The sequence below is a fragment of the Bacillus sp. PS196 genome (assembly GCF_037963555.1).
Taxonomy (GTDB): domain Bacteria; phylum Bacillota; class Bacilli; order Bacillales; family Bacillaceae; genus Bacillus; species Bacillus subtilis.
Window position 1 is genome coordinate 572,713 of the sequence record NZ_CP150159.1, and the last position, 12,169, is coordinate 584,881.

Consider the following 12,169-nt stretch of genomic DNA (forward strand, 5'->3'; position numbering starts at 1 on the left):
CTGGTAACTCTTGCCGCAGCCAAATGGCTGAAGGGTGGGGGAGAAAATATCTTGGGGACAAGTGGAATGAGTATAGCGCTGAAATCGAATGTCATGGATGACATCTGAAAGCTGTCAAAGCTATGAAAGAAGCAGGGATTGATATTTCAAATCAAACATCGGATAAATTTGATGATCCGGCAAAAGCACACGGAACAGAAGAAGTGTTTCCAAAGGGTCCGTGATGAAATTGGTGACCGTTTAAAACAGTTTGCTGTAACTGGGGAATAAAGAATCGATATATTCAGCGTTTCCTTGGGTTATATAATGCAATGTGTTGTTCAACAGGTGTCTGCGAGCTGAGTGCAGACACCTGTTTTTGTTTTTATTTGTCTGAGATTCGTAACAGGGAAGTTATTTAGCTGGTGACAGAGGAAAATTGATTTGTGAACAGAATCATGAAGGAGACGGTGTTTTAAAGGAGTTGTCTGTTTTGCAGGAATTAACAAAAGAAAAATACAGTAGCTTAAAAACAATGTTTGATGACAAATATTGTCCCACATTTGTCTATTCAATATTAGACCAAACCATTCCGGGAGCTGTTTATGCAGATGATCAAACCTTTCCTAAATCGTTTTTTATAGGAACTGAATCAGGCATTTATTTTATTGCGGGAGACCAAGGGAATCGGGATTTTCATGATTTCATTGCAGGATATTATGAAGAACAAGTGAAATCATCAAAACGATTTACCTTGTTTTCTTCCAGTGATACATGGGATAGCGTAATGAAACCCATACTGAAAGATGACTTGAACCAAATGAGAAGAGCTGCATTTTCTTATCAACCAAAATCTTTCAAAAAGACTTTGCAACTGCCAAAGGGTCTTGTATTGAAAAGAATAGACGAAGACATCATTTCACACAGCACAGCGTTTAACAGCGCGTATTATGAGGAGTATTGGGATTCTGTCTCACAGTTTGCTTCAAAAGGTTTTGGATTTGCCGTATTACATGGCAATCATGTAGTAAGTGAGTGTACTTCTATATTTTTAGGGCATAATCGAGCGGAAGTGGATATCTATACACTTGAGGAATATAGAGGACTGGGGTTAGCTTATTGCGTAGCAAATAGGTTTATAGCGTTTTGTATTGAAAATGGGATTGTTCCTAGCTGGGATTGTGATATCTGCAACAATTCGTCCATTGCATTAGCAGCTAAACTAGGGTTTAAGACGGTAACGGAATACACTATTTACTACACTGGCTAACCTTAATGAAAGAACCTTAAAAGGAGATACCAACCGATGTTGGTATCTTTTTTGTTTTAGAGTTTTTTTACCCTTTTAGCAGAAAAATGGGTGATGAAAATCTTATTCATTTTATTTACTTTTAGGTAGGTAAAACATACCCCGCCAACTGTAACCACTCCGCCTAGCAGAGAGAGCAGTGTGGGTATTTCGCCGATCCAGATCCAAGATATGATCAAGGCTAAAGCCGGTGTAACATAAAGTGAAAGGGTTGCTTCTGAAGCACCGACGAGTGAAGTGACATATGCAAGGGCAAAGTATGGTACAACTGTTGGCAATAAACCTAAATAAACAATCGACAATGTAGCGTTCAAAGGTGCGTCTATCACCTCCGAGCCTAAGCCAGGCAAAAAAATAAGCATAGGTACTGTTCCGCCCCAAATTGTAAATGTAACAAATGGAATAAAACCATATTTTTTTATATAGCGGGCTTGAAAAACGAAATAAATACTCTCCGAAAATGCTGCCAGCAGGATGACCAAGATACCGCTCATTGAATATGTAAAGTCTCCCGCCCCAAATGCAATCAATAATACACCCAATAAACTGATCATAGAGCCAAGCCATTTCGTAAATCCAAAATGCTCTTTATAAAACAGGCGGGATAGCATGGCTGAGAAGATCGGTGCCGTAGTAACGAGTAAGCTTGCAACTCCGGCACTAACTGTTTTTTCACCGATGTTCAGCAAAATGTGATAGAGCGCAAATCCTAAAAACCCTAAAAGAAAAATGGCAGGAATGTCTTTCAAGTCGGGTAGGCGCATCTGAGTCAAAACAGCAAAAAGCAATAATGCCATAGAGCCGATTAACAAACGACATAAAGCAAGGTGTTCTGGTGTGTACCCTTCTAGTCCTGCGCGAATTCCCGGAAAAGCAGATGCCCATAAACAGATCATCAGACTGTTTGAGGTTATCAATTGAACTGTTTTCTTTTGCATATTTCCCACTCCTCTTTACAAAAACCAACCAGTTATTTAATGTGTTTTTATATTAATAAAGATTTGGTGATATGGCTTCAACCAGTTAAACGGATTTTGACCCAACCAATTTATTTTAAGGAGACCGATTCTATGAGCTTTCCAGAAGAAAAAAAGATGAAAAAGCTCCCTAAGTACAGACAAATCGTTCATTTTATTAAAGAGAAAATAGGAAATGGAGAGTGGCCGATTGGAAGCAAGATTCCAAGCCAGCGCACGCTTGCAAAAGATTTTCAGGTAAATCGGAGCACAGTGATTACAGCGTTAGAGGAATTGATGGCCGATGGGCTAATAGAAGGCACAATGGGGAAAGGCACAGTTGTTATCAACAACACATGGACACTGATGGCTAAGAATTCTGCTCCCGATTGGGATCAATATGTCACCTCTGGCATTCAGATGCCAAGCCGAAAAATCGTTCAAGAGATAAATCAATCAGAATCAAATACAGACCTTATACAGCTCAGTAAAGGTGAACTTTCAGCTGAGATTTTTCCTTTGGCTGTTATGAAAGAGATGATGGGGAAGGTATCTCAACACATGGAGGCATTCGGATATGAAGAACCAAAAGGTTACTTACCTTTGAGGGAGGCATTAAGCAACTATTTAAAAACCATTGGAATCAACGTCTCATCTTCTTCCATTCTGATTGTCTCAGGAGCGTTGCAAGCCTTGCAGCTGATATCAATGGGGCTGTTACAAAGAGGATCAACCGTTTATCTTGATCAGCCCTCCTACCTTTATTCATTACACGTATTTCAATCAGCTGGTATGAAGCTGACTGGACTTCCTATGGATAATGAAGGACTTTTGCCTGAAAATGTTCATTTAACAAGAGGAGAGCGGGGAAGGGCTATCTTATATACAAATCCATGTTTTCACAATCCGACTGGTATTCTTATGTCTAAAAAGCGACGGGAAGAAATCCTAGCAGTAAGTGAGAATACACAGCTTCCTATTATTGAAGATGACATTTATCGTGAGTTATGGATCGATGAAATTCCGCCATATCCTATTAAAACAATTGATAAAAATGGACACGTACTGTACATAGGAAGTTTATCGAAAACATTAAGCCCAGGTTTGAGGATTGGATGGATCGTCGGACCGGAACCGGTGATTGAACGTTTATCTGACATTAAAATGCAAACAGATTACGGATCCAGTTCGCTATCCCAGAGAGTAGCGGCAGAGTGGTTTACTTCCGGCCACTACCAGCAGCATGTAGAAAAGGTTAGGCAGCAATTAAAGGTGAGAAGAGAATTGGCCTTGAGTGCTTTAGAAACTCATTTGAAAGATGTGGCGACATGGAATATCCCAAAAGGAGGGTTTTTTGTCTGGATAAAAATATTGCCTTCCATATCAATGAAATTACTTTATACTAAAGCCTTATCAAAAGGGATTCTGATCAATCTCGGCAGTATCTATGCTCAGGAAAAAGGGAATTATATTCGCTTATCATATGCTTATGCATCTCTTGAAGACCTTCAAAAGGGGATTTATGAGTTGGGTTTAATGATAAAAGAACTGGCAAGTAAGTAACTTTTATATCCTTAAATGGATGTTTCACTAAAAAAGAGATCAAGCCTAATGATCGCTTGATCTGATAATAACAAGGGTTAATAGAATAGACCAAATCATGGTTCGGTCTTAAAATGATCATGTCTCTGAACGAAAAGTCTTTCCGACTTCTCTTCCTAAACCAAAGTAGTGTCTGAAATTATAGATAAGCGGGCTCCATTTGGAAGGGTTGATATGGTTTTCGTCCAGAATGATACTTTCCTCGGCATGAAAATGTAGTGCCTGCGTCTCTACAATTGCGAATGACGATTCATATTCTGGAAGCCGAATGTGTTTCACTTCGGCTTCTATTTGAATAGGACATTCTTTGATTCGTGTTGGTGATACTGTTTTTGATTGTAAAGGCGTTAACCCTGCTGCCTCGTATTTTTCTTTTTTATATGTAAATCCGAGCTGCTTCTTTAAAGGCGGTATGCTTTTTTTTCCGCTATAAGATGAAATTCTTTCAACGTTTTCCCATAATTCCGGGCCAGGCAAGTTTATGACACACTCTTTGTGTCTTTCCAAATTGTCGATGGCTTTTCCTCCCAGTCCTACTCCAAGGATTATATAATGTCCAAGAGCCCAAGAAGAAGACATAGGACTAATATTAGTGGTTCCATCCTCATTCAATGTGGTTAGAAGAAATGTCGAGGTACCATAATACATGATCTTGGGTTTGATTTCCTTAAATCGACGAGTGTCTTGTTTTTTGATGTCCAACGTTTTTTCCTCCTTTCACGCTTACATTTATATTGTAAAGGATTAACATTTCAACTATCATCGAAATATGAGTGTAAGGAGGAAAATCATGAATCCTAATATTGCAAAAATCTCTTCGTTGCTATCAGATCCCTCGCGTTCTTCCATTCTTCTCAGTCTGATGGATGGCAGGATACACCCTGCGGGAGAGCTTGCATATCTCGCTAACATTAAACCTCAAACCGCCAGTTTTCACCTGAATAAATTGCTTGAAGCAAAGCTGATTAGCGTAGAGAAGCATGGGAGACATCGGTATTACAGATTGGCTGACTCAGATGCTGCAAATGTGATCGAACAATTGCTTCATATTGCGCCTAAAGCAAAAGTCAAATCTTTAAAAGAGTCAAAAGAGAAAAAGGACTTGCATTTCGCCCGGACCTGTTATGATCATTTGGCAGGTTATGTGGGCGTGCAAATGGCACATTCACTAGTTGAGCAGGGGATGTTAAAAAAAGTTGATTTAAACTTTGAGGTGACTTCAGAGGGTGCTTTATTCTTTTCGAAGTTAGGCATCAATGAAGAGCAACAACGGAATAAGAGGAGAGCCTTTGCCCGCTGCTGTTTGGATTGGAGTGAACGGCAGCATCATATTGCAGGAGCATTAGGAAACGCCCTATTGGTGCGCATGTTAGAAGAAGAATGGATCGTTCGTATGCCTAAAACGAGAGCGATTAGGATTACACAAAGCGGGAAAATCGCGTTTGAAAAGCACCTAAACGTGAAGATTTAGGATTTTGAAGCGGAAACATCAGATGATGAGGCACGATATCTAGGAGGAGTAAGATTTGTTCTAATCTTACTCCTTCTTCTTATTTTGAAGCAGCTCGATTCCCCATTGCAATCGAGATGCGGTTCCAACTGTTTATTTGATTAATGATCAGAACAAGGTCAACATATTGTTTTTCATCATAATGTTCCCGCACCCGATGATATAGCTCATCAGGAACCCTTTTAGATGGAATGAGCGTGATGTGTTCAGATAGTTCGAGAGCCGCTTTCTCTTCAGGTGAGTAAAAATCACATTCATTCCAAGCATGTAAACAGTAAATTCGCTGTTCAGTTTCTCCCATTTTGCGGGCATCGGACGTATGCATATCTATGCAGAAGGCACAGCCGTTCATTTGAGAGACTCTGATTTTGATTAGTTCTCTCGTCGTTCGGTTAATTGAGGATTGTTTCGTGTATTTCTCCATATCCATCATGATTTTCATACCTTCAGGTGCAATCTCATAGTAGGACACTCTTTGACTCATAAGGCAAGACTCCTTTACATAGAATACCTAGATTGTATCCCGGTATTGATCATTTTACCAATGTGCGGTTTGAATGACAGCTGTTTCACCGTCTTTTGGAAAGAAGTTTCTTTGAATAAAAATAAGGGTAGCCAGCAATGATGAGTGGAGCTGCTAATGCAAGCAGTATCCATGGGCCTGATTGGCTGTCTCTAGTGACTCTAATGAATATATAAGTACCGATCAGAAAATATAATAAAGCACCTAGAAACCAATACATGTTCAATCCTCTTTTTCCTTGCTTTTTGGTTGCGCATTTTTGTCTGTCATATGGCTTAATCGATCAGGGTTCTTATTTTTTAATACCTTCTCAGTCCGGATTCCTTTTCTCTTTAATGATAAAATTGTGAGATCAATCGATTTCAATGATGATCATTCCTTCAATGAATAGTAAGTTCCTTATGATTTTAAAGGTAAATTTGAAAAGATAAAACGTACATAGAGGCAGAACGTTCATGTACGTTTGGGCAATGATCACTTATTGGAAACTCTAATGTTTCCCTGCACCTGATATTGTTGTGTTCCTTCTCTTCCTATAAAATGATTGGATACATGTATGTTTGCACGTTGAAATATGGGTTCGATTGTCATGAATCTCTATTCGGTGAAACAGGTAAAGGAAGTGGATAAGGTTTGCTTATAAGGAATCCTTTCAAAGATAAATATTACTCACATGATAGGCGGGCATTAAACATGCTTGCACTCAGAGTGCCGGGCTTGGCTTTTATTCTCATGATCTATATAGCCTCTATCGTGCTGCAATTTGTTTCTGAGGGCTGGTCCATTTTATTGCTTTATGCGTTTACCATATTAATCGCCATTTTTGCTTTGCTTCATTGGCACTCATATCGCTGGGTTAAGAAAAGGGTGGTTCTGTATTTTGTGATACAAGGTTTGATCACCTTTACACTTGCTAATCTCATGACTGGCTTCTTTATACTTGTGATTATCGGCCTTTATGCATTTTTAATTGGACAAATCATAGGAATGGCAGACAGAAGAAGGACTTTTCTCATTCTTTATCTATTGCTGCTGCTGGTCATAAATTCGGCGTTTCACCTTCATAAAGGTGAAGTTTTGCATTTTATTGTTATTGCTGGTCCAATCATGATTGTCATCATCACTTATGCTGCAACATTTTTTGCCCAAGTCGATGAAAAAATAAAAGCTCAATTGACTCTTGAAAGGCTGGAGCTGGCTCATCAGCAGGTAGAACAGCTGACGCTGCAGAACGAAAGACAGCGGATGGCCCGAGACTTACACGATACGCTTGCTCAAGGTCTTGTCAGTTTAAATATGCAGCTGGATGCGATTCATGTTCATCTCGCCAAAGGCAACACAGAGAGAGCGAAGGAAATCATACAACAATCGATGAAAAGAGTGAAAAGCACATTAGCTGATGCACGTTCAGCTATTGACGATCTCCGCAGCAAATCAGAAGAAATCGGTGTTTTAAAAGAAAGAATTACCTCGCTAATGGATCATTTTATAGAGTCGACAGGCATGGCTTGTTTATTAGATTACAGATTGCACCAGGTGCTGGATGTGCGTACAGCTGAAAACTGTTATTACATCATTGGAGAATGCATGACGAATGCGGCAAAGCATGCTGAGGCGAAAACAATCTGGATATCCATTTGGGATGATGAAAAGGGAAGGCTCCATTTAACAGTTAAGGATAACGGCAAGGGATTTGATGTTGAAAAAGGAAAGAAAAAGAGAGGACATTATGGGCTTCTTGGCATACAAGAACGCGTCAGGGCAATAAATGGCCAATTCAATATCAAGAGTACAAAATTGAAAGGAACACAAATTGAGATCACTGTACCAATTCAGGGAGAGATGCAAGATGAATAAGGTTTTAATCGTTGATGACCATCTTGTCGTGAGGGAAGGTCTGAAGCTTTTAATTGAAACGAATGATCAATACATCATTATAGGAGAGGCGGAAAATGGAAAAGTCGCAGTCCGTCTTGCAGATGAATTAGAACCGGATATCATTCTGATGGATTTGTATATGCCGGAGATGAGCGGGTTAGAGGCCATTAAACAAATAAAAGAAAAACACGATACCCCCATCATTATTTTGACTACATATAATGAAGATCACTTAATGATCGAGGGGATTGAATTAGGAGCGAAAGGATATCTGTTAAAGGATACGAGTTCAGAAACCCTTTTTCACACAATGGATGCAGCGATCAGAGGAAATGTGCTGTTGCAGCCTGATATCCTCAAACGTCTGCAAGAAATCCAATTTGAGCGGATGAAAAAGCAGCGCAATGAGACGCAGCTTACAGAAAAGGAAGTCATTGTTCTAAAAGCAATTGCTAAAGGTCTTAAAAGCAAAGCGATTGCCTTTGATTTGGGCGTCTCTGAGCGAACAGTAAAGTCCAGATTAACGTCCATTTACAATAAATTAGGCGCGAATTCAAGAACTGAGGCAGTAACGATTGCCATGCAAAAAGGTATTCTGACAATAGACAACTAAACTGCATATTTGAAAATTGCCCAAACGTACATGCCCGAATGTACGTTTTTTTCATTTCATTGTCAACTACAATGAGAAAGAATGTGATCAAGCAATGTGTTGAAAGGAGATTATCATGTCAAAAATGTTATATACATTAGGAGGATGGATTGCTCGCAATCGCATAAAAGCAATATGTGCGTGGATCGTTGTGTTAGTTGCTTCGATAGGCCTTGCAGTCACCTTGAAACCAAGTTTTTCTGAGGATATGTCCATACCTGACACACCTTCGGAAAAAGCGATGGATGTGATTCAAAAAGAATTTCCTCACGGTCCTGATAAAGGGAGCATACGGGTTATTTTCGGTGCTGGTGATGGGGAGAAACTTACTGGGAAGCCAGCAAAAAAAGCAATAGAAGATACGCTCAAAGAAATCAGTAAAGATGATTCTGTTGACTCGATTGCAAGTCCTTTTGTGACAGGGACAATCGCGAAAGATGGCACAGTTGCCTATGCTGATATCAAGTATAAATCATCAGCAGATGATATAAAGGATTACTCTATCAAACACTTAAAAGACAGTTTGAAAATGGCTGATGATGAAGGATTGCAAACTGAGCTAAGCGGAGATGTACCGGGAGCCGAGATGGAGATAGGCGGTGTCTCTGAAATTGTCGGCATTATCTTGGCTTTTGTCGTTTTAGCTATTACATTCGGTTCTTTATTAATAGCAGGTTTGCCGATTTTAACTGCACTGATTGGTTTAGGTGTAAGTATTGGACTGGTTTTGATTGGGACACAAGTATTTGATATTGCTTCCGTCAGTCTTTCATTAGCCGGAATGATTGGCCTTGCTGTTGGTATTGATTATGCTTTATTTATTTTTATGAAACACCGCCAGTTTTTAGGCGAGGGCATACAAAAGAATGAATCAATTGCGAGAGCCGTGGGAACAGCGGGAAGCGCAGTCGTTTTTGCCGGACTTACTGTTATCGTTGCACTTTGCGGATTGACTGTTGTTAACATTCCTTTTATGTCTGCGATGGGGCTGACAGCAGGGCTTAGTGTACTGATGGCTGTTTTGGCTTCCATTACACTTGTGCCTGCGGTCTTATCGATTGCAGGGAAGCGGATGATTCCGAAATCAAACAAGAAAATAGAAAAACAAAGCACTGAAACAAATGTCTGGGGACGCTTTGTCACCAAAAATCCTATCATGCTAAGTGTATGCAGCATTCTGATTTTGATCGTCATTAGTATCCCATCTATGCATTTGGAACTGGGCTTGCCTGATGCTGGGATGAAAGCTAAGGATAATCCGGATCGCCGGGCATATGACTTGCTTGCCGAAGGCTTTGGAGAAGGATTTAATGGCCAATTAACAATCGTAGCGGATGCCACAAATGCTACAGAAAATAAGGCGGAGGCTTTCGCAGATGCAGCGAAAGAAATAAAGGATTTAGACCATGTAGCAAGTGTCACCCCTGCAATGCCTAATAAAGAAGGGAACTTTGCCATCATTACGGTCGTTCCTGAAACAGGTCCAAATGATGTCACAACGAAAGATTTGGTACACGATGTACGCAGTTTGTCAGATAAAAACGGAGTAGATTTGCTTGTTACTGGATCGACTGCAGTGAATATTGACATTTCAGATCGATTGAATGATGCGATACCGGTGTTTGCTGTACTTATTGTGGGCTTTGCGTTTGTATTGCTGACCATCGTTTTCCGTTCGCTGCTTGTGCCGCTTGTTGCTGTTGCAGGTTTCATTTTAACGATGACAGCCACTCTTGGGATCTGTGTATTTGTCTTACAAGACGGCAATCTCATCGATTTTTTCAAAATACCTGAAAAAGGACCGATACTCGCCTTCCTGCCGATTTTATCGATTGGGATTCTGTTCGGTTTAGCTATGGATTATCAAGTATTTCTTGTCAGCAGAATGCGTGAGGAATATGTAAAAACAAAGAATCCAGTACAAGCCATTCAGGCTGGATTAAAACACAGTGGTCCTGTTGTTACAGCAGCCGGCTTGATCATGATCTTCGTTTTTGCAGGATTTATCTTTGCAGGCGAAGCTTCTATTAAAGCCAACGGATTAGCTCTTTCCTTTGGTGTGCTCTTTGATGCCTTTATTGTAAGAATGACACTGATTCCAAGTGTCATGAAGCTGATGGGGAATGCAGCCTGGTATTTGCCGAAATGGTTAGACAAGATGATTCCGAATGTGGATATAGAAGGGCATCAACTGACAAAGGAAATACAGCCAGAAATAGATCATGAACAAAAGAAACAAATCAGTGTGTAATAGAAAAAGCAGATCTTTAATGATCTGCTTTTTTTGCATATGGTAGTATTTAGAAGATGAAGTCGGCAGTTAAAAGGAGACACTTATGGCGCCATCACTCATTTTCGATATGGATGGAACTTTGTTTCATATTGGCAGAAGCTGCATCATACTAGCAGGCATCCCAGGAGAAGTGACATGATTTTTTGACTTTGCATTCACTACTTGATGCCAAGGATCTTGAGAATCCTTCTTGAAAATAAAGGATTTTACAACTGATCATATAAGAAACCTAAAGAAACAAGCACACAAAACCAGCTGCGGGTTTTGTCCAAGAAAAATAGAGTCCATGAGAGAGACTCTATTTTTTGAAATGCCCGGCTAGAAGTATATTGCAGGTCTTTATGAATGCAAAACACTATCTTATAAGCCCTTACCGTGAAATGCCTGTTTCTGCATTGAAAAAACGCATTACACGTTCATTTACGTAAGCGGGTTGTTCCATCGATAAAACATGTCCGGCATTTTTAATGACTTCCGCCTCAATATCAGGAACGAATGAAGAGGCTCGGTGCAGGGCTGAGTGGGGATCATAGATGACTTCATGTTCACCAAGTAATAATAGGATAGGAACTCTTGCTGAACGTAATTCCTCATCGGTAAAAACATACGGAAATCCGTCTGCTTTAGGATTTGGATTTCTTGATCCATCCTGCCACATTACCCCTGCCTGAAACTGCTTCACAAAAATCGGGTGCAGCACATTCTGATCATTCATCATCCAATTTAAGAATGTTTCAACTCCATTTGACGCTGTAAGGCCAAGAGCGTATTTGTAGAAATCGTGATGAAATGGCAAAAACGTTTCTGCCGGACTCAGTATAGCTGCGCTTTTTACTCTCTCAGGCATACGTAAAAGGAAATTCATCGTATGGAGACCGCCAAGCGAAAGTCCGATCATGTGGGACTTTTCGATCCCCAGATTGTCAAACACATCAAGAAGCCAATTGGCGTAATCCGTTCTTGTACCGCTTAAATTCTCAGGAATACTCTTGTTTTTATCACCTATGATATCAACTGCATAAGTTCTGTATTTGCTGCTCCAATCGGCGATGTTGGGATACCACATCGTCGAGCTGAATAATGCTCCGTGGAGTAATACAAGCGGCGGGGCATCCTCTGGGCCGCTTGCAATCACATGTGTTTGACCAAAACGAGTAGATATATAGAATGATTTGCAACGGACCGGCCAAAGACTAAGGCTTTCATTATAAGTTTGATAATAGCGGATACCGTTGTCACTTAATTCGGGAATACTAGATGAATGGTTTGACATACAAATGCCCCTCCCAACATTGTTTAAATGAATGTGCCGTTTCGTGATGGGGAATCTGATTTTGATATAACAGACTTTATTTACAATATAATACAGTTGTTGTTAGACGTCAAATCCAAGATGAAAAGGAAATAAAACGATTGGAACAGATTATTGAAAATCAATATAACAGAATATTTACCTCCTTTGTGGAG

General features: G+C 40.0%; 12 protein-coding genes and 1 pseudogene. 7 read left to right on the forward strand and 6 right to left on the reverse strand.

The window, feature by feature from the left end; genetic code table 11:
• The first annotated feature begins 23 nt into the window (after positions 1-23).
• Both NST79_RS03030 and NST79_RS03035 read left to right on the forward strand, forming a co-directional pair.
• Positions 24-270, forward strand: a pseudogene (locus NST79_RS03030) (hypothetical protein).
• 193 nt (positions 271-463) lie between these two features.
• Positions 464-1,249 (forward strand): GNAT family N-acetyltransferase, encoded by a 786-nt coding sequence (locus NST79_RS03035; protein ID WP_015252727.1) that lies wholly within the window; start codon positions 464-466, stop codon positions 1,247-1,249.
• Between the two features lie 56 nt (positions 1,250-1,305).
• Here NST79_RS03035 and NST79_RS03040 read toward each other — a convergent pair whose 3' ends face one another.
• Positions 1,306-2,226, reverse strand: coding sequence for an EamA family transporter (locus tag NST79_RS03040; RefSeq protein ID WP_029317356.1), 921 nt, complete (start codon positions 2,224-2,226; stop codon positions 1,306-1,308).
• A gap of 132 nt (positions 2,227-2,358) precedes the next feature.
• On the opposite strand from NST79_RS03040, the gene NST79_RS03045 reads away from it, so the two are divergent.
• Positions 2,359-3,807: a PLP-dependent aminotransferase family protein gene (locus NST79_RS03045; RefSeq protein WP_128422547.1), complete on the forward strand. Its 1,449-nt coding sequence runs from the start codon at positions 2,359-2,361 to the stop codon at positions 3,805-3,807.
• Between the two features lie 117 nt (positions 3,808-3,924).
• Here the strand turns inward: NST79_RS03045 and NST79_RS03050 are convergent, their stop codons facing one another.
• On the reverse strand, positions 3,925-4,548 hold the full coding sequence (locus NST79_RS03050; RefSeq protein ID WP_015252724.1) for a flavin reductase family protein: 624 nt from the start codon (positions 4,546-4,548) through the stop codon (positions 3,925-3,927).
• Between the two features lie 88 nt (positions 4,549-4,636).
• On the opposite strand from NST79_RS03050, the gene NST79_RS03055 reads away from it, so the two are divergent.
• A complete protein-coding gene (locus NST79_RS03055) occupies positions 4,637-5,317 on the forward strand; it encodes a winged helix-turn-helix domain-containing protein (RefSeq protein ID WP_003244115.1) in 681 nt (226 codons plus the stop codon).
• 79 nt (positions 5,318-5,396) lie between these two features.
• On the opposite strand, the gene NST79_RS03060 is transcribed toward NST79_RS03055, so the two are convergent.
• From NST79_RS03060 to NST79_RS03070, 3 genes are all read right to left on the reverse strand, one after another.
• Positions 5,397-5,840: a carboxymuconolactone decarboxylase family protein gene (locus tag NST79_RS03060; protein WP_014475936.1), complete on the reverse strand. Its 444-nt coding sequence runs from the start codon at positions 5,838-5,840 to the stop codon at positions 5,397-5,399.
• Positions 5,841-5,925: 85 nt separating this feature from the next.
• Entirely contained in the window at positions 5,926-6,105 is a 180-nt protein-coding gene (locus tag NST79_RS03065; protein ID WP_212059779.1) for a hypothetical protein, read from the reverse strand.
• Positions 6,102-6,245, reverse strand: a complete 144-nt coding sequence (locus tag NST79_RS03070; RefSeq protein WP_212059781.1) for a hypothetical protein — start codon at positions 6,243-6,245, stop codon at positions 6,102-6,104. Before NST79_RS03070 ends, NST79_RS03065 begins: the two co-directional genes overlap by 4 nt.
• 267 nt (positions 6,246-6,512) lie before the next feature.
• On the opposite strand from NST79_RS03070, the gene ydfH reads away from it, so the two are divergent.
• The 3 genes from ydfH (at position 6,513) to NST79_RS03085 (ending at position 10,660) form a co-directional block, all read left to right on the forward strand.
• A complete protein-coding gene (gene ydfH, locus NST79_RS03075) occupies positions 6,513-7,736 on the forward strand; it encodes a two-component system sensor histidine kinase YdfH (protein ID WP_080481242.1) in 1,224 nt (407 codons plus the stop codon).
• Positions 7,729-8,370 carry a response regulator transcription factor gene (gene ydfI / locus NST79_RS03080; RefSeq protein WP_212059783.1) on the forward strand — a complete coding sequence of 214 codons (642 nt, stop codon included), beginning with the start codon at positions 7,729-7,731 and terminating at the stop codon, positions 8,368-8,370. Before ydfH ends, ydfI begins: the two co-directional genes overlap by 8 nt.
• A 115-nt stretch (positions 8,371-8,485) precedes the next feature.
• Positions 8,486-10,660, forward strand: coding sequence for an MMPL family transporter (locus NST79_RS03085; RefSeq protein ID WP_212059785.1), 2,175 nt, complete (start codon positions 8,486-8,488; stop codon positions 10,658-10,660).
• Between the two features lie 412 nt (positions 10,661-11,072).
• Here the strand turns inward: NST79_RS03085 and NST79_RS03090 are convergent, their stop codons facing one another.
• Positions 11,073-11,975, reverse strand: coding sequence for a carboxylesterase (locus NST79_RS03090; protein WP_015715308.1), 903 nt, complete (start codon positions 11,973-11,975; stop codon positions 11,073-11,075).
• Positions 11,976-12,169: the final 194 nt, after the last annotated feature.